This window comes from Empedobacter sp. UBA3475, assembly GCF_002378465.1.
Classification (GTDB): Bacteria; Bacteroidota; Bacteroidia; order Flavobacteriales; family Weeksellaceae; genus Empedobacter; species Empedobacter falsenii_B.
The window spans coordinates 530-18,307 of the sequence record NZ_DFRA01000027.1 but is presented as its reverse complement, the minus strand read 5'-3'; the positions used below and the strand labels follow the sequence as shown (position 1 = coordinate 18,307).

General features: G+C 31.5%; 17 protein-coding genes. 12 read left to right on the top strand and 5 right to left on the bottom strand.

Translation table 11 applies throughout. The features are described from left to right. Nucleotides 1-16: 16 nt before the first annotated feature. From B3I31_RS05905 to B3I31_RS05885, 5 genes are all read right to left on the bottom strand, one after another. Nucleotides 17-922: a GYDIA family GHMP kinase gene (locus B3I31_RS05905; RefSeq protein WP_286496132.1), complete on the bottom strand. Its 906-nt coding sequence runs from the start codon at nt 920-922 to the stop codon at nt 17-19. Nucleotides 923-927: 5 nt separating this feature from the next. Beyond that, nucleotides 928-1,806 carry an ACP S-malonyltransferase gene (gene fabD, locus B3I31_RS05900; protein ID WP_114999826.1) on the bottom strand — a complete coding sequence of 293 codons (879 nt, stop codon included), beginning with the start codon at nt 1,804-1,806 and terminating at the stop codon, nt 928-930. A gap of 53 nt (nt 1,807-1,859) precedes the next feature. Beyond that, nucleotides 1,860-2,633: a glycosyltransferase family 2 protein gene (locus tag B3I31_RS05895; protein WP_286496131.1), complete on the bottom strand. Its 774-nt coding sequence runs from the start codon at nt 2,631-2,633 to the stop codon at nt 1,860-1,862. A 48-nt stretch (nt 2,634-2,681) separates the two neighbouring features. Next, nucleotides 2,682-3,746, bottom strand: a complete 1,065-nt coding sequence (locus B3I31_RS05890; RefSeq protein WP_286496130.1) for a glycosyltransferase family 9 protein — start codon at nt 3,744-3,746, stop codon at nt 2,682-2,684. A 102-nt stretch (nt 3,747-3,848) separates the two neighbouring features. Beyond that, nucleotides 3,849-4,664, bottom strand: a complete 816-nt coding sequence (locus B3I31_RS05885; RefSeq protein ID WP_125350148.1) for a 2,3,4,5-tetrahydropyridine-2,6-dicarboxylate N-succinyltransferase — start codon at nt 4,662-4,664, stop codon at nt 3,849-3,851. Nucleotides 4,665-4,755: 91 nt separating this feature from the next. On the opposite strand from B3I31_RS05885, the gene ruvX reads away from it, so the two are divergent. The 12 genes from ruvX (at nt 4,756) to lysS (ending at nt 17,527) form a co-directional block, all read left to right on the top strand. Then, on the top strand, nt 4,756-5,169 hold the full coding sequence (ruvX, locus tag B3I31_RS05880; protein ID WP_038333513.1) for a Holliday junction resolvase RuvX: 414 nt from the start codon (nt 4,756-4,758) through the stop codon (nt 5,167-5,169). Between the two features lie 44 nt (nt 5,170-5,213). Next, nucleotides 5,214-5,789: a peptide deformylase gene (def, locus tag B3I31_RS05875; RefSeq protein ID WP_114999818.1), complete on the top strand. Its 576-nt coding sequence runs from the start codon at nt 5,214-5,216 to the stop codon at nt 5,787-5,789. Between the two features lie 20 nt (nt 5,790-5,809). Further along, on the top strand, nt 5,810-6,406 hold the full coding sequence (locus B3I31_RS05870; protein ID WP_038333500.1) for a DUF5606 domain-containing protein: 597 nt from the start codon (nt 5,810-5,812) through the stop codon (nt 6,404-6,406). A gap of 6 nt (nt 6,407-6,412) precedes the next feature. Further along, nucleotides 6,413-7,177: a nucleoside triphosphate pyrophosphohydrolase gene (gene mazG / locus B3I31_RS05865; RefSeq protein ID WP_114999814.1), complete on the top strand. Its 765-nt coding sequence runs from the start codon at nt 6,413-6,415 to the stop codon at nt 7,175-7,177. 338 nt (nt 7,178-7,515) lie between these two features. After that, the gene (gene uvrB / locus B3I31_RS05860) at nt 7,516-9,507 is read left to right on the top strand and encodes an excinuclease ABC subunit UvrB (protein ID WP_286496129.1); all 1,992 of its coding nucleotides are present in this window, start codon (nt 7,516-7,518) and stop codon (nt 9,505-9,507) included. Between the two features lie 21 nt (nt 9,508-9,528). Next, on the top strand, nt 9,529-10,347 hold the full coding sequence (locus tag B3I31_RS05855) for a DUF4846 domain-containing protein (protein ID WP_286496128.1): 819 nt from the start codon (nt 9,529-9,531) through the stop codon (nt 10,345-10,347). Nucleotides 10,348-10,432: 85 nt separating this feature from the next. Beyond that, nucleotides 10,433-11,593 (top strand): cysteine desulfurase family protein, encoded by a 1,161-nt coding sequence (locus B3I31_RS05850; protein ID WP_125350150.1) that lies wholly within the window; start codon nt 10,433-10,435, stop codon nt 11,591-11,593. After that, the gene (locus B3I31_RS05845; RefSeq protein ID WP_286496127.1) at nt 11,593-12,117 is read left to right on the top strand and encodes a CvpA family protein; all 525 of its coding nucleotides are present in this window, start codon (nt 11,593-11,595) and stop codon (nt 12,115-12,117) included. The genes B3I31_RS05850 and B3I31_RS05845 overlap by 1 nt, the downstream gene beginning before the upstream one ends. 198 nt (nt 12,118-12,315) lie before the next feature. After that, the gene (gene rmuC / locus B3I31_RS05840) at nt 12,316-13,692 is read left to right on the top strand and encodes a DNA recombination protein RmuC (RefSeq protein ID WP_286496433.1); all 1,377 of its coding nucleotides are present in this window, start codon (nt 12,316-12,318) and stop codon (nt 13,690-13,692) included. 31 nt (nt 13,693-13,723) lie between these two features. Then, complete coding sequence (locus B3I31_RS05835; protein ID WP_114999803.1) at nt 13,724-14,662, top strand: hypothetical protein; 939 nt, start codon at nt 13,724-13,726, stop codon at nt 14,660-14,662. Between the two features lie 76 nt (nt 14,663-14,738). Next, a complete protein-coding gene (locus B3I31_RS05830) occupies nt 14,739-15,719 on the top strand; it encodes a hypothetical protein (protein ID WP_219034726.1) in 981 nt (326 codons plus the stop codon). A gap of 107 nt (nt 15,720-15,826) precedes the next feature. Beyond that, nucleotides 15,827-17,527 carry a lysine--tRNA ligase gene (gene lysS, locus B3I31_RS05825; RefSeq protein ID WP_286496432.1) on the top strand — a complete coding sequence of 567 codons (1,701 nt, stop codon included), beginning with the start codon at nt 15,827-15,829 and terminating at the stop codon, nt 17,525-17,527. Nucleotides 17,528-17,778: the final 251 nt, after the last annotated feature.

Below are 17,778 nucleotides of genomic sequence, written 5' to 3'. Positions count from 1 at the left end.
TAAATCTGCTTTTTTGTTATTTTATCATTTCAGAAAACGGAATAATAATCTCATATCCTTTTTCTTTAAAATAATCGTTCATTCCTTCTCTATACGTCACTAAAACAAAATCTCCGCCCCAAGCTCCGAGGCTTTTTACAGCTCCTAAATAATCAGGAAAATGCAATTCTTTGACTTGCGAAATTTGCATAAAATCTCCTAATCGTTCTTGATATTCATCTAAAATAGATTCTAAATCAGTTAAATTCTCAACTTTAGTTGCTTGAACAACCAAATCAGAAAGCTCTTGAATCATTTTCCAATCTTTTGATTTGTTCTTATAATGATTTCCAACAACGGCTTGTGTATCTTGCTTTTGATTAAGATAAACAAAATAAAGTTGATCTTTAAAATTCCAATTCAATTCTAAATCTTCTACTTCGATAGGATTATTCGAAAACAAAATGGGCTGATGATGATGCGCACATGCAATATCATAACCACTTGTATTGAAGGTTAATTGATTTAATTCAAACGGATTTATTTCTATCCATTGACTAATCAAATCAATCAAAGTCGAACTACTTCCCAGTCCCCATTCTTGCGGATATTCTAACTTCGTTAAACATTGATAACTGTTATTAGAATCAAAAAAATCAGGATTTAAAATTTTAGCTTGTTTTAAAATATTTTGTAATGATTGACTTAATTTATCATTTGTAGACGAAATTATTTCTAAATCATTCAATCTAACTTTAGTTTCAAACCAAATAGAATTATCAAATTTAGTTGCTTTCCAAGTGATTAAATTTTCTATTTCTGATGAATTTTCCACAAACAAACATTGCCCATATTTTGTGGGCAATGCAAATGCTTTCGCCCCATCAATCACAATATATTCCCCGATAAGGAATAATTTTCCATTGGAACGGTATGTTTTCATTTCGTTTAGATTTGTGCCGAAGAAGTTGAGACCTCTCTGTTTATTTTTTTCACTAAACCTTGTAAAGTATTTCCTGGTCCAACCTCAATAAATTCACTCGCACCATCAGCAATCATATTTTGAACAGATTGCGTCCATTTTACTGGAGCAGTTAATTGAGCAATCAAGTTTTTCTTAATTTCAGCAGGATCTGTAACAGCTGTTGTGCTTACATTTTGATAAACTGGACAAATTGGAGTATTGAATGTTGTTTCTTCAATAGCTTGTGCTAATTCTTCTTCAGCAGGTTTCATTAAAGGTGAGTGAAAAGCTCCTCCTACTGGTAAAACTAATGCTCGTTTTGCACCTAACTCTTTCAGTTTTTCGCATGCTACATTAACCGCTTCAATTTCTCCAGAAATCACTAACTGACCTGGACAATTGTAATTTGCAGCCACTACAACTCCATCAATTTCTGCACAAGCATCTTCTACAATTTTATCTTCTAACCCTAAGATTGCAGCCATTGTAGATGGATTAGCTTCACATGCAGCTTGCATTGCTAAAGCACGTTTGTAAACTAATTTTAATCCAGATTCAAAGTCTAAAGTTCCATTTGCAACTAAAGCAGAAATTTCTCCTAAAGAATGTCCTGCAACCATTTCTGGTTTAAAATCTGGTAAAATTTTCGCTAAAATAACAGAATGTAAAAAAACTGCTGGTTGCGTAACTTTTGTTTGTTTTAGGTCTTCAGCAGAACCTTCAAACATAATTGATTTTATATCAAATCCTAAGATTTCGTTTGCTTTGTCAAATAATTCTTTTGCGATTTCAGAATTTTCGTACAAGTCTTTACCCATTCCAGAGAATTGAGCGCCTTGTCCTGGAAAAACATATGCTTTCATTGTATTATTTTTAATGTATGACAAATGTATAATAAAATCTCAAACTTCTTTATTTAACCTAAGTTTTGATTTTCTTTTCTATAAATTTCGTCCAAATATTTATAACGATTTGCAACAGAAATTGCATGTAGTTTTGCAATTGTATAACCATCTTTTCCATCTAAAAAACCAAATCTCACCACAAAATAATTGAAAAAACGATAAGCAGGCTTTATGGTATAATGATAAAATGATGGTTTCAAATTTTTGAGACGAAGTTCTTGTGCTCGTAAGCGAGAATAACTATTAAGTTTATCTAAATAATATTCTTCATCAATAAACGTATGATGTTTCACTTTTTGTTCCAAATCACCTACTGCCCCATCACATTCTAATAATTCATGAACCATCAAACCATCTTTATATCTACATTTAGATTTTCTAAAAAGACGAACAGCTCTCACATTTTGCTGACCAGAAAATTCTATTTTCTTATTCTTAAAATAAAATGAATGATAAGCCATAAAAGCTACATCCTGTAAATTTGAATTTACTTTCTTTATTAATTCTTCTTTTAATTCAGATGAAAGTTCTTCATCTGCATCAAAAAAAGTGACCCAATCATTTTTTGCCAAAGAAAGTGTATAATTTCGTTGATTTGTGAAATTATCAAACTTGCGTTTTACAAACTTTACTTTTGGATTTTGGAATGCAATTTCTTCCGTTTTGTCTGTACTATATGAATCTACAATAATTATTTCATCTGCATAACTAGCCTCATCAAGAAATCTTTTGATGTTTTTTTCTTCGTTAAGTGTAATTAGTAAAGCAGAAATTTTAGTAGACATTCTCTATAGTAATCAAATTTTATAAATAGAAACTCAAAATTTCTGTTTTTATTTTATTAATGGTGATAAGAAATATTCTAACTTTTCTTTAAACAAATCGAAATCAAAGATTGAATAAAATTCATCAACTTGTTTTTTTATTTGACGATTGTTTAAATCTCCAAGTTTTTCAGGAAAATAATCTTTTAAATGAACACTTGTGTGATGAATTCCATCTTCGAAAGTTGCCCAAACTTTTTTATCAATCCAAGGAGAAAAAATAATAAACGATTTTTTCCCTAAAGCCTTGGACATATTAATTGCTCCTCCATCATTTCCTACAATCACATCACATTCGTTTGCAATTGCAATAAACTCGCGCAAATCATTACCCAACAATTCAAAATAAACTTTCGATTTGGTTTCATCAGATAATTGATTATATACTTCTTTTGCTTGCGATAATTGTTTCGGAAAATAATTGAATAAAATATTGACATTATAATGTTGACCAATAAAATCAACCATTTTTGCCATTTGATTCAACGGATAAGTTTTTGAAGGATCAGAACCAAGTAAACTAATCATAACTGATTTACGAGTAGAATCAACTTGATGTTTTTCAAATAAATCTTTCGCAAAGTTTATTTCTTCTTCTGTTAAATACAATTTCGGTTCTGTTGCCAAAGGAATTTCAATTCCTAAAGGCTTCAATAAAGACAAACGATGTTCGATTGCTAAACCTAAATATGAATTTGGTTCGTCATGTTTTTCTACATTATCTGTATACAAAAACGTTCTTCCAATCTTTTTGTACGATATTTTTTTTGGTGCATTATTGATAAAAACATCTACCCAACTCTGTAATTTTGAGTAAGCATCAATTACAATATCATATCTATTTTGATTAACTTTTTTCGAGAATTTAATCAAATTCATCAAGCCTTTGTTTTCTTTTTCATCGAAAACAATTTTATGATCGATGTATGGATTATTCTCTAAAACAGGCAAAGTATTACTATTGATTAAATAATCAACAATAGCATTTGGATAAGCTCTTTTGATATTTTCGCACAACAATGATGTGATTAAAACATCGCCTATCATCTTGTGTTGGATAATCAAAATTTTCATAAAACATAGTTATAAAGCAAAACTACTAAAATATGTTTGATTCGAAAATAAAAAATCCTCAACAAAACTGCTGAGGATTATATTTTATAAAATTTATTCTACTTAAACCGCCACATTATGCTCGCGTAATGCATCGTTTAATGAAGTTTTTTTATCTGTAGACTCTTTACGAGTTCCGATGATCAAAGCACATGGAACTTGGTATTCACCTGCAGCAAATTTCTTTGTATAAGAACCTGGAATTACAACTGAACGAGCAGGAACATAACCTTTAATTTCTACTGGTTCGTCACCTGTTACATCAATAATTTTAGTAGATGCTGTCAACACAACATTTGCTCCTAAAACCGCTTCTTTACCTACACGAACTCCTTCTACAACGATACAACGAGATCCGATAAACGCATTATCTTCAATAATTACTGGCGCAGCTTGCAATGGCTCTAAAACTCCACCGATTCCTACACCACCAGATAAATGAACATTTTTACCAATTTGTGCACAAGAACCTACAGTAGCCCAAGTATCAACCATTGTTCCTTCGTCCACATACGCACCAATATTTACATAAGAAGGCATTAAAATAACTCCCGAAGAAATATACGCACCATAGCGGGCAACAGCATTTGGAACAACACGAATTCCTTTTTCAGCATAGTTACGTTTCAATTCCATTTTATCATGGTATTCAAAAATTCCTGCTTCTAAAGTTTCCATTTTCTGAATTGGGAAATACATTACAACTGCTTTTTTCACCCATTCGTTTACTTGCCAATCTTCTCCAACTGGTTCTGCACAACGTAATTGTCCGTTATCGATTAACTCAATTACTTCACGAATTGCAATTTGTGTTGACTCTTCTTGTAACAATTCTCTATTGTCCCAAGCTTTTTCTATGATTTGTTTTAAATTCTCCATCTTTATTAATAATAGCCACAAATATAAAAATTATAATCAAGGGATTTCATAGAGATTATTTATTATTGAATCGTTTTTTTAAATTTGCCAAATGTCACGAATATTAGCGTTAGATTACGGAGGAAAAAGAACAGGCGTTGCCGTAACCGATGAATTGCAAATTATAGCTTCGCCAGTTGATACAATTGATACATCAAAATTGATGGATTTCTTGAAACAATATATCGAGAAAGAAAACGTTTCTGACCTTGTAGTTGGATTATCTGTTCGTTTTTCAGGAGAATTAAATGAGATTGAAAATCAAATTCAACCTTTTTTGAAAAAATTTTCTGAACAATTTCCGTTGATTAAAATTCATCGTGAAAATGAGATGTTTACCTCAAAAATGGCTTCTCAAGCAATGTTTGCTGGAGGAATGAAAAAGAAAAAACGTCAAGAAAAAGGAATGGTCGATAAAGTGAGTGCCGTAATAATTTTACAATCATTTTTATCACATAAACTATAACAAATTGTATCTTTGCCGTTAAATTAATAAAAAAAGATCAGAAAATGGTATTACCAGTTGTAGCTTACGGAGATCCTGTCTTGCGTAAAGTTTCACAAGAAATCGATCAAGATTATAAAAATTTACAAGAACTGATCCAAAATATGTTCGATACAATGTATGACTCTAACGGAGTTGGTATCGCAGCGCCTCAGATCGGGAAAGATATACGTTTATTTGTTGTTGATTGCTCGCCTTTCGAAGAAGATGAAGATTATGATGATGTAAAAGATGAATTAAAAGATTTCAAACGAGTTTTCATCAATCCAAAAAAAATCAGTAGTTCTGAAGGTGATGAATGGGCTTTTACAGAAGGATGTTTGAGTATTCCTCACATTCACGAAGATGTAACACGTCCAGAATCGGTAACTTTAGAATATTTTGATGAAAATTGGGTGAAACATACCGAAACTTTTTCGGATATTCGCGCTCGAGTTATTCAACACGAATACGATCATTTGGAAGGAAAGCTTTTTATTGACTATATTTCGAGCTTTAAAAAGAAATTAATAAGTAATAAATTAAAAAATATAACAAAAGGGAAAGTAAACACGAGTTACAAAATGAAATTCCCTTCATAGACCCTTAAACATAATAGAATATGGATTTATCAAGAGTTATCGCAATTTCAGGAAAACCAGGATTATACCGTTTAGTTTCTCAAACAAGAGGTGGTTTTGTTGTTGAAGATTTAGAAAAAGGTAAAAAAATCTCAATCGCTTCTAACTACAATGTTAGTTTATTAGACAACGTTGCTATTTACGGAGTATCACAAGAATTTCCTTTGGCTGAAGTTTTCTTCAGAATTTACAAAAAAGAAAACGGAGGAGAAACGATCGATTACAAAACTTCTGGTGCAGAATTGCGTAAATATATGGAAGAAGTTTTACCAGAATATGACGATTCAAGAGTTTATGATTCTGATTTGAAAAAATTATTCCAATGGTATAATATCTTACACAAAAACGGATTATTAAACATCGACTTAGCTGCTGTAGAAGCTGCAATGGCTGCTCAACAAGCACAAGAAGCTCCTGTTGCTGAAGTAGAAGCTACAGAAGAAGTTGTTGTGGAAGAAAAACCAAAAAAGAAAGCTCCTGCTAAAAAGGCTGCTGACAAAAAAGACGCTGAAGAAAAACCTGCTAAAAAAACTGCTGCTAAAAAAACAACAGCAAAAAAAGATAAAGACGCTGAATAATTAGAGATGAATACACGTAAAGATCAATTACAGGCTTTCGAAAGATTGTTGGATATAATGGATGAATTACGTGAAAAATGTCCGTGGGATCGTAAACAAACAATGGAAACGTTGCGTACGTTATCTATCGAAGAAATTTATGAACTTTCGGATGCCATCATCGAAAAAGATTCGGATGAAATAAAAAAAGAACTAGGTGATGTTTTTCTTCACCTAGTTTTTTATTCTAAAATCGCATCAGAACAAAACAACTTCGATGTTGCTGATGTTTTAAATGGTATTTGTGACAAATTAATTCATCGTCATCCACATATTTACGGCGATGTAGAAGCAAATACAGAAGAAAAGGTGCTTCAAAATTGGGAACAAATCAAACTAAAAGAAGGTAACAAATCTGTACTTTCTGGCGTTCCTACTTCTCTCCCAGCAATGGTAAAAGCTTACCGAATTCAAGACAAAGTAAAAGGTGTTGGATTTGAATTTGAAAATTCTGATCAAGTTTTTGATAAAATTATCGAGGAAATTAATGAATTCAAAGAAGAACAAAATCCAACAGATAAAGAGATGGAATTTGGTGACATTTTATTTTCTTTGATTAATTATGGACGATTTAATGGCATCAATTCTGAAGATGCTTTAGAAAGATCGAACAAAAAATTTATCACACGTTTTCAGAAATTAGAAGAAATCGCGAAAGAAAATGGTCAAAACATAGCTGATTTAACCATTTCCGAATTAGATAAATTATGGAATTTAGCGAAAATTCGCTAGTGTAAACTTAACACTATAAAGTTTATTCAAATCAACGAAAACGTTGTAATCAGACGTTTTAACACTATTATAAATAACTTTTATCGACACCAATAAAACAAAGTATTACAAATTATTGTGCACGCACAGAAAACCGACATATATTTGCAATGGTTATAGCGGGCAATAGCTTGTAATAATGGAAGGAAGTTTGTTTACTAAGTAAACAGTTTTCTCATTTTTTTGTGGTTTTGATGAAAAGGTGACTTAAAGTCGCCTTTTTATTTTTTATCAACTTCTATGTAAAATCACAATTCATAACAATCCTTTTTTATCTGAATAATTTGTAAATTTGTAGAATGCAGTTTCAATTAAATTCTGAATTCAAGCCAACTGGTGATCAACCAAAAGCTATTGAAGAATTATCAAATGGTATTCTAAATAATGATCGTTATCAAACACTTTTGGGTGTTACAGGTTCTGGTAAAACATTTACAATCGCGAATGTTGTACAAGATGTGCAACGTCCAACTTTAGTTTTGGCACATAACAAAACGTTGGCGGCACAGTTGTATATGGAATTCAAAGAATTTTTTCCGAATAATGCAGTCGAATATTTCGTTTCTTACTATGATTATTATCAACCAGAAGCTTACATTCCTTCATCAGGAACCTATATTGAGAAAGATTTATCAATTAATGAAGAAATTGAAAAGCTTCGTTTAAGTACAACTTCCTCCCTACTTTCTGGTCGTCGCGATATTTTGGTTGTGGCTTCAGTTTCGTGTTTATATGGTATTGGAAATCCAACAGAATTTCATAAAAATGTGATTCAGATTGAAACGGGGCAAATTATCTCGAGAACAGCTTTTTTGCATAAATTAGTCCAAGCTTTATATTCGAGAACAGAAGGTATTTTTCAACGCGGAAATTTTAGAATTAAAGGAGATACATTAGATATTTTCCCTGCTTATGCGGATGATGGAATCAGAATTAATTTCTTTGGTGATGAAATCGAAGAAATCTCAGTTTTCAATGTAGAAACAGGTAAAACTTCAACTAAATTAGATAAAATTAATATTTATCCAGCCAATCTTTTTGTTACTTCTAAAGACACTTTAAATGGTGCAATTGCTGATATTCAGATCGATTTGGGTAAACAAGTTGAATATTATCATGAAATCGGAAAACATCTCGAAGCAAAACGTTTGCAAGAACGTACTGAATTCGATTTGGAAATGATCAAAGAATTGGGATATTGTTCTGGAATCGAGAATTATTCGAGATACTTAGACGGTCGCGAACCAGGAACTCGTCCATTCTGTTTGTTAGATTATTTCCCAGAAGATTATTTGATGGTGATTGATGAGTCGCACGTTACAGTTTCTCAAGTTCATGCAATGTATGGTGGAGACCGCTCGCGCAAGGAGAATTTAGTAGAATATGGTTTCCGACTTCCAGCTGCAATGGACAATCGTCCGTTAAAATTCGAAGAATTTGAAGCTTTACAAAATCAAGTGATTTATGTTTCAGCAACACCTGCGAATTATGAATTAGAAAAATCGGAAGGAGTTGTTGTAGAGCAAGTCATTCGTCCAACAGGATTATTAGATCCAATTATTGAAATTCGTCCAACACAAAATCAAGTCGATGATTTGATGGAAGAAATCAATAAACGAGTAGAGTTAGACGAACGTGTTTTGGTCACTACTTTAACGAAACGAATGGCGGAAGAGTTAACGAAATATTTGACAAAATATGGCGTTCGATGTCGTTATATTCATTCTGATGTGGATACATTAGAACGTGTTCAGATTATGGCTGATTTACGCGCTGGATTATTTGATGTTTTGGTTGGAGTTAATCTTTTGAGAGAAGGTTTAGATTTACCTGAAGTTTCTCTAGTAGCAATTTTGGATGCTGATAAAGAAGGTTTTTTAAGAAGTCATCGTTCTTTAACGCAAACGGTTGGTCGTGCTGCTCGTAACGTGAATGGTTTGGCGATTATGTACGCAGATAGAATTACAGATAGTATGCAATTAACGATTGATGAAACAAATCGTCGTCGTGAAATTCAAATGAAATACAACAAAGATCACAATAAAGTTCCGCAAGCTTTAAACAAAAAAATAACGAAACTAAGTTTAGCTGCAGCAGATTTTGAAGAAAATCCTTACGAACAAAAACATTTGATTCAACAAGCAGCAGAGATTAATGAAAATTATTCGACAGAAGATAAAGAGAAATTGGTACAAAAATTGCAGAAAGAAATGGAAAATGCTGCAAAAAATTTAGATTTTATAAAAGCAGCCGAATTAAGAGATCAAATTCAACTCTTAACCAAAGAATAGCACGTTTTTTTCAACATTTCAATGAAAATTTTTAAGAATACATTTTTTTTAACTCTATCGTTTTTTACCATTTTATCATCTTGTAACACACAGATTTTAAAATCATCTTCAAATAATGAATTGCTTGAAAATGAAGAAAGTAGTTTAGTTCATACACGTGAATTAAAGATTTTCAAGAGATTTGATACACCTCCAAATTATGAAAGGAATCAAAATTATACAGATTTTGGTAAATGGATAAATAACCTTCCGCTCAAAAACAATAATACAGCTGTTTATTCTTTTGATGGTCAAAAAAAATCTAATCCAAATATATATGTAGGAGTTTTAGATTTAGAACAACCCAAAAAAAATGTACAGTTTAATGCAAATGCGATGATGAGTTTGCGTTTAGAGTATTTCTTCCGTTCGAAAAAATACAATGAAATAGATAAATTGTCTAAAATTTCTACAAAGCCAATTCCTTACACTGACTATGTAAAAGGAGATTATTCTCATACGAAATACATGCAATATTTGATCTATTATTTAGAAAATACAAATTCAAATACAATTGCTGAATTATTAAAACCAATCTCTATCAAAGAGATTCAAATTGGCGATGTATTTTTTCAAAAGGGAAATATAAAAAGTCATGCTGTAATGGTAATTGATTTAGCGAAAGATAAAAATGGGAATAATATATTCATTTTGGCTCAAAGTTATTATCCAAGTCAAGACATTCATATTCTTTCTAATCCAAGCAACGATTTAATCTCACCATGGTATATTGCAAAAGAAGGCATACTTCTTACACCTGAGTGGAGATTTTTGTCTTCGGACTTGATGCGTTTTAAATAACATTTTACTTTTTCAATCCTTACATTTTACTTAAATTTGTTGTTCAAAACCTCAAAGTAAACAACAATACAGTAAATAATCGATAATGCAAAGAGTATATTTAGACAATGCAGCAACCACAGCAATTCGTCCAGAAGTAGTTGACGAAATGGCAAATGTGATGAAAAATGTTTTCGGAAATCCATCTTCTACCCACGTTTTTGGTAGAGAAGCCAAGGCACTTATAGAAATGGCTCGAAAGAACATTGCGCAGCGTTTAAATATTTCTCCTGCCGAAATTTATTTTACTTCTTGTGGGACAGAATCTAACAATACGATTATACGTTCTTGTGTAAATGATTTAGATGTTACACGTATCATTACTTCGGATATGGAACACAAATGCGTACAAGAAAGTATCAAAGATTTAGAATATCGTGGAAAAGTTGAAGTAATCCGCATCAATATTCAAAAAAATGGAGACATTGATTATGCTCAATTAGAGGAATTAGTTAAAGATCAATCTAAAAAAACATTGGTTTCTTTGATGCATGCTAATAACGAAATTGGAAATTTAACAGATATTAAACGTATTTCGCAATTGTGTCAAGAAAATAATACATTGTTCCACACAGATACGGTGCAAACAGTTGGTCATTACGATTTAGATTTCCAAGATTTGGGAATGGATTTCGCTTCTTGCTCAGCACACAAAATTCATGGACCAAAAGGTGCTGGATTTTTATATGCAAAAAAAGCTTCGCATTTAAAAGCCTTGATTGCTGGAGGAGGACAAGAAAGAGGAATGCGTTCTGGTACCGAAAACGTATACGGAATTGTTGGACTTTCAAAAGCTTTTGATTTAGCAATTGATGAGTTAGAAGCTCATGTTAATCACATCAAAGAAATTAAACAATATACAATCGATCAATTAAAAGCAGCTATTCCAGGCGTTTCTTTCAATGGATTATCAGATGATTTAGACAAAAGTTTGTATGCATTATTAAGCATCAAATTACCATTTCATGATGCCTTAATCGGATTCGAATTAGAATTAGCTGGTATCGCTGTTTCACAAGGAAGTGCTTGCAGTTCTGGTGCAGCAAAAGTTTCATTAGTTATGCAAACATTGTACACAGAAGAAGAAATTGATCAAATGACGCCTTTACGTGTATCTTTTTCATACGAAACAACTAAAGAAGATATTGATGTCTTAGTTGGAACATTGAAAAAAATCGCTGAAAAACATCAATTACAAAACGCTTAATGACTGATTTCAATCAACTTGATATTCTGATTTTAATTGCGTTAGCTTTTGGTTTTATCAACGGATTTTTCAAAGGTTTTATTTCTCAATTAATTGGGTTAGTCGGTTTTTTTGTAGCAATTTGGTTCAGTTTTAAATTTTATCAAATCATCGAAGTTTATGTCGATTCTTACAACATTGTTGCAGATAGCTTAACTTCTTTGGTTGCGTTAGTTATTACATTTGCAATTGCTTTTTTCACAATAAAATTAGCGTCAAGTTTAACACAAAAAACAGTAGAAGCAGTTGGTTTAGGAATCATTAATCGATTTGGTGGAGCGGCTTTAGGATTAATAATCTCTTTACTTTTAACATCAAGTATTTTGTATTATATCGATCCGATTTTAGAACTAGGATTTAAAGAAACAAAAGACGAAAGCCAGATTTTACCAATTTTGAACGAAAGTTCTCAAATCATCAAAAATTCTATCTTCGAAACAAAAGATAATTTAAGGACAGAATCCCAAGATTCTATTCATTTATGATCATACAAAGACAGCTTTTTCAAGCTGTCTTTTTTCTTAACATTAATTTTATAAAAGGCACAAAAATTATCTAAAGAGATCAAAACAATTAATTTAAGATGAAAAAACAATTCTTAGAAATCGTTTTTTTATGATTTTATTTTTAATAACGACATATTGTGTCGTATAAAATCGTTCCTTTGTTTAAATTTTAAGATTATGAACAGCGCAATCATACTTTCATCCATCCTTTTTTTTATCATTGGAGCCGTTATCAGTTTTTTATATTCAAAATCGAAAGCAAATTCAGCCATAATTGGAAATGAAATAAAACACCAAGAACTTCAGAAACAATATGATTCGCTAAAAAATGAATTTATCGAAATAAAAGATGATGCAAATTTCAATTTGGATCAATGGCAAAAAGAGCGCGAAAAAAATACAGAATTAACGGTTCGCCATCAAGAAGCAATGAAAGCTGTGGAGGAGCAAAAATCGTTTATGCTCGAAACCAATGAACGATTAAAAGAGCAATTTGAAGCACTTTCAGCTCAAGTTTTGAAAAGTAATAACGAACAATTTCTTGATTTAGCGAAAACAACATTGGATAAACATTTTTCTAATTCTCAAAACGATTTAGAAAAACGTCAACAAGCGATTGATTCGTTAATCAAACCATTAAATGAAAGCTTGAATAAATTTGACGGAAAAATATCCGAAATAGAAAAAGCTCGAGAAGGCGCTTATTCAGAAATTAAAGTTTTCTTAGATTCAATGCGTGGTACAACTGATAAATTGCAAAAAGAAACCAATACATTAGTTTCTGCTCTTAAAACTTCACACACAAGAGGAAAATACGGAGAAATTGGATTGCGTCGTGTCGTTGAATTTGCTGGAATGTCATCTTTTTGTGATTTTGAAGAACAAACTTCTGTTCAGTCCGAAAATGGTTTGCTTCGCCCGGATTTAATCGTTAATCTTCCTGGAAATCGAAAAGTAATTGTCGATTCTAAAGTTCCATTAAACCAATATATGCTTGCATTTGAAACGGAAGATGAGAATTTAAGAAAACATCATTTACAAATGCACGCGAAAGCTGTACGCGAACATTTAAAGAATTTGAGTTCTAAGGCTTATTGGAATCAATACACAGAAGCACCCGATTATGTGGTGATGTATCTGCAAATTGAAAGTTCTTTTGGTGCTGCGTTAGAATTGGAGCGAACTTTGATAGAAGATGCACTAAACAATAGAATAATTATTGCAACACCAACTACTTTGATTACAATGCTTCGCACAATTGCGTTTAGCTGGCAACAATTAAATGTTGCGGAAAATATATATCAAATGCGAGATGCTGGAATAGAATTATACAATCGTGTGAATGTTTTAATACAACATTTGGCGACGGTTGGTCATAATCTAAACCAAGCAACCCAAAGTTACAATAAAGCTATAGGTTCACTAGAAAATCGATTTATTCCGCAGGTTAAAAAGCTGAAAGAAATCGGTGGAACTTTGATGGAAAAAGAAATTTCGGAAACTAAGCCAATTGATACAATGATTCGTTCAATAAATAACTTGGATATTCAATAATCATTCTATATTTGTACAACTTTTAGAGAGAATGAAAACAAGCCTATTTACCTTGATTTTACTATACTCTCCTGCCATTTTTGCGCAGGTGAATTTTGAAGAAAAATCTGTACAGGTAAAACCAAATTTAGAATTAAACAAAATATATAACTACTCATTTACAGATCGTAACTTTTCGATTTCTGTAAATGATACGGTTTCTAAAGTCATCAACCAATCAAATAAATCGATGGAATTGGTTGACAAGAATGATTTTGCCAATAAGTATACATTTGTAAATGGTAAAAATCAATCCAATGATCCTGATGAATTTTACCGCGATTTTATCAATAATTCTGAAGGAATAGAGTACGAATTCACAACAAATCCTTCTGGAGAATTTTTAGAATTATTAAATGTTCCTCAGATTGAAGAAAAATTGCTTAAAATAACAGATAAACTTGGTAAACAACGCAAAAAATCTGATGATTATAAGGCAAATATTGCGTACATTGAGGAAATGGTCAAATCGAAAACATATGTTCCCTATGTTTTTGAGCAAGAAATTCACGTTTTCAATTATTTTAATGGACAATATTTTCGTTTAGGTGAAACATATGAAGGAAAATCTGTACAGGAAAATATTTTTGGATTTCCAATTTCTTCTACCACAAATACTTATCTAAAAGATATCAACAAAGAAAAAGGTACGTATACAATTGCTTCTGACCAAAATTTGAGCAAAGATGATTTTGAGAAATTATGGGAAGAAATGGCGTATTATATGTTGAATGATGCTAAACTGAATTTGTCGCAAGAACAGGTAAAAAAAGAAATCAAAAAATATTCAGAAACAGTTGAATTAAAAGTGAAATATGAAAATACGTACGATTTGAATTCAATTTTAATCAAATCTGAATATTTATTTAGCTTAAATATTGGTTCTAAGAAAACAGTTAATCAATTAAGTATAAAACTTTTAAATGACTAAATTTTATTTTTTAACGAATTTCAAACTTCATTTTAGATAATTTGCTCTATTTTTGAATTAGTTTGATTACTTATAAATGAAAATTAATTTTACATATTATCTGTTTTTTCTATTTTTTTCGATAAAAATATTTGCCCAAGATCCTATTCAAGATACAATTTCACCGGTTGTTAAAAATGATACCATTTTTAATGCTCCGCAGGAAACGATTATTTTTCCCAAAACATATTGGAATATTGGAAACGAAAAACGATATAATGTAACAACAAGTGAAGTGAAATTGGAAGATGACACGATTTCGCATCAAGAACAATATACTTATAACGTTATTATTCAAGTTGAAAATATTTATCAAAACGAAACCATTGTAAAGTGGAATTTCAGAAATATACAATTCAATTCAAAATCATTTTTAAATAATCCTTTTTCGTTAGTTAATAATGTTTCGATTTCCTTTAAAATAGATCAAGACGGACGATTTTTAGGTTATACAGATTTAGATAAAACGATTAAACAATTGGTTTTATCTTCAGAAGATTTAGAGAATAAATATTTGGATAATCCTACTGCGATTGCGTTAATCAAAAAGAATCTTCAACAATATTCTACAGAAGAAAGTATTGTTAAATTATTTGACAAAGACATTCGTCAATTCCATCATTTTTATGGAAAAAGTAATTTTACTTTAGAAAGTGCGCCATTTGTTTATCAATCTTACATGGACAATTTATTTAGCACTTCTCCCACTCCAGCTACAACAGAATTGAAATTGAATGAGATTGGAGTTTCGCAAACCAATTACATTATGTCAAGTTTTCAGGAAGCCGATAAAGATTGGTTGGCCAATTCTTGGTATACTTATCTAAAAGAATTAGCAACAAAATTAGGTACAGAACAGCCTTCTGAAAATAGATTGAAAGACGACATAAAATATTATGTTAAAACGACTTCGCGTATCAAGGATAACGGTTGGATTTCATATAGTATCGAAACCAAAAAGGTAAAATTTCAAGATACAGATTATACATTAGAGCGCCGTTTTGAGTTAGTAGACTAAAACTCGCATCAATACTGATAATTCTTACATTATTAAATCATAAAAACTTCGTGAATCAAGATTATTTTTCATAATTTTGCATTCATTTTATATAAATTATATTCACTATGCAATTGTCTGAACAAGAAATTATTCGTAGAGAAAAACTACAACAATTAAGAGACTTAGGCGTTGAGCCTTACCCTGCCGAAGAATTCGTGATAACTTCTAATTCTAAAGAAATTAAGGAAAAGTACGAAGAAGGAAAGGTTGTCAAGCTTGCCGGACGATTGATGAGTGTTCGTGTAATGGGGAAAGCTTCTTTCGCTGAGTTACAAGATAGCGAAGGTCGTGTACAGGTTTATATCTCGAGAGATGATATTTCTTCGTCTGAAGAAGGAATTGAGTATAATACAATTTTCAAGAAATTGATGGATATCGGAGATTTTATTGGAATTGAAGGATATGAATTCAAAACTAAAGTAGGTGAAATTTCTGTTCACGTAACAAAATTAACTTTGTTATCAAAAACTTTACGTCCATTACCAATTGTAAAAACTGACGACGAAGGTCATGTATTTGACGCTTTTACAGATCCAGAATTGCGTTACCGTATGCGTTACGTAGACATGGTTGTAAATCCTCACGTGAAAGAAATTTTCTTAAAACGTACACGTTTATTCAACGCAATGCGTAATTTCTTCAACGATCGTGGATACATGGAAGTAGAAACTCCTGTTTTACAATCGATTCCTGGGGGTGCAGCAGCTCGTCCGTTTATTACACATCATAATGCATTAGATATTCCATTATATTTAAGAATCGCGAACGAATTATATTTAAAAAGATTAATCGTTGGTGGTTTTGATGGTGTTTACGAATTTTCTAAAAACTTCCGTAACGAAGGAATGGATCGTACGCATAATCCAGAATTTACAGCAATGGAAATTTATGTTGCTTACAAAGATTACAACTGGATGATGGATTTCACAGAGCAATTATTAGAACATTGTGCAATTGCTGTTAATGGAACTTCTGAAACAACTTTCGGAGAACATAAAATTGATTTCAAAGCACCTTACAAACGTGTAACAATGCGTCAATCAATTATTGATTTTACAGGATTTGATATCGATGGAAAATCTGAAGCAGAATTATTTGAAGCTGCTAAAGGAATGGGGATCGAGGTTGATGAGACTATGGGTAAAGGAAAATTAATCGATGAAATTTTTGGTGAAAAATGTGAAGGAAACTACATTCAACCAACTTTCATTACAGATTATCCAAAAGAAATGTCTCCATTGACTAAAAAGCACCGTGATAATCCAGAATTAACTGAGCGTTTCGAATTAATGGTTTGTGGAAAAGAAATTGCTAACGCATATTCTGAGTTAAATGACCCAATCGATCAACGTGAGCGTTTTGAAGCACAAATGGCTTTAGCTGATAGAGGTGACGACGAAGCAATGTTTATCGACCAAGATTTCTTACGTGCATTAGAATACGGAATGCCTCCAACATCAGGTTTAGGAATCGGAATGGATCGTTTGATTATGTTCTTAACAAATAATCCATCTATTCAAGAAGTTTTATTCTTCCCTCAAATGCGTCCAGAAAAAGCTGCACCAGCTTACGAATTGACAGAAGAAGAAACTCAAATTATTGAAATTTTAAAAGCTAACGAAAACATTGATTTGAATGAATTAAAATCTCAAGCTGCTTTAAGCGGTAAAAAATGGGACAAATCAATGAAAAATTTAGCAAAATATAACTTGACTAAAGTTACTGTTGAAGGAGATTCTAAGACAGTTTCATATTTAGGCGAGTAAATTATTACCCTTTCATCTATATTTTAAAAGCTCAACTTCGGTTGGGCTTTTTTTGTAATTATTTGGGCGTTCCCTCGCTCTTTGCCTTCCATTTATATTATTTATAAAATAACCAAAATAATACAAACACAGCTAATGCAAATCGCTCGGTTGGGCTATCCGTTCCAATCTTTTGTAAAAGAAGATTAGAAGTGATTACAGAAAATCCAACTCCTACAAAAGGATTTACACTACTATCCCTAACGCGGGTT

What these genes read in the sequence shown, in the direction of transcription:
- rmuC (WP_286496433.1), top strand. Translation starts at nt 12,316, where the DNA reads ATGAACAGCGCAATCATACTTTCATCCATCCTTTTTTTTATCATTGGA.
- B3I31_RS05905 (WP_286496132.1), bottom strand. Translation starts at nt 922, where the DNA reads ATGAAAACATACCGTTCCAATGGAAAATTATTCCTTATCGGGGAATAT.
- B3I31_RS05845 (WP_286496127.1), top strand. Translation starts at nt 11,593, where the DNA reads ATGACTGATTTCAATCAACTTGATATTCTGATTTTAATTGCGTTAGCT.
- B3I31_RS05855 (WP_286496128.1), top strand. Translation starts at nt 9,529, where the DNA reads ATGAAAATTTTTAAGAATACATTTTTTTTAACTCTATCGTTTTTTACC.
- uvrB (WP_286496129.1), top strand. Translation starts at nt 7,516, where the DNA reads ATGCAGTTTCAATTAAATTCTGAATTCAAGCCAACTGGTGATCAACCA.
- B3I31_RS05890 (WP_286496130.1), bottom strand. Translation starts at nt 3,746, where the DNA reads ATGAAAATTTTGATTATCCAACACAAGATGATAGGCGATGTTTTAATC.
- B3I31_RS05895 (WP_286496131.1), bottom strand. Translation starts at nt 2,633, where the DNA reads ATGTCTACTAAAATTTCTGCTTTACTAATTACACTTAACGAAGAAAAA.
- fabD (WP_114999826.1), bottom strand. Translation starts at nt 1,806, where the DNA reads ATGAAAGCATATGTTTTTCCAGGACAAGGCGCTCAATTCTCTGGAATG.
- ruvX (WP_038333513.1), top strand. Translation starts at nt 4,756, where the DNA reads ATGTCACGAATATTAGCGTTAGATTACGGAGGAAAAAGAACAGGCGTT.
- B3I31_RS05835 (WP_114999803.1), top strand. Translation starts at nt 13,724, where the DNA reads ATGAAAACAAGCCTATTTACCTTGATTTTACTATACTCTCCTGCCATT.
- B3I31_RS05885 (WP_125350148.1), bottom strand. Translation starts at nt 4,664, where the DNA reads ATGGAGAATTTAAAACAAATCATAGAAAAAGCTTGGGACAATAGAGAA.
- B3I31_RS05870 (WP_038333500.1), top strand. Translation starts at nt 5,810, where the DNA reads ATGGATTTATCAAGAGTTATCGCAATTTCAGGAAAACCAGGATTATAC.
- def (WP_114999818.1), top strand. Translation starts at nt 5,214, where the DNA reads ATGGTATTACCAGTTGTAGCTTACGGAGATCCTGTCTTGCGTAAAGTT.
- B3I31_RS05850 (WP_125350150.1), top strand. Translation starts at nt 10,433, where the DNA reads ATGCAAAGAGTATATTTAGACAATGCAGCAACCACAGCAATTCGTCCA.
- lysS (WP_286496432.1), top strand. Translation starts at nt 15,827, where the DNA reads ATGCAATTGTCTGAACAAGAAATTATTCGTAGAGAAAAACTACAACAA.
- B3I31_RS05830 (WP_219034726.1), top strand. Translation starts at nt 14,739, where the DNA reads ATGAAAATTAATTTTACATATTATCTGTTTTTTCTATTTTTTTCGATA.
- mazG (WP_114999814.1), top strand. Translation starts at nt 6,413, where the DNA reads ATGAATACACGTAAAGATCAATTACAGGCTTTCGAAAGATTGTTGGAT.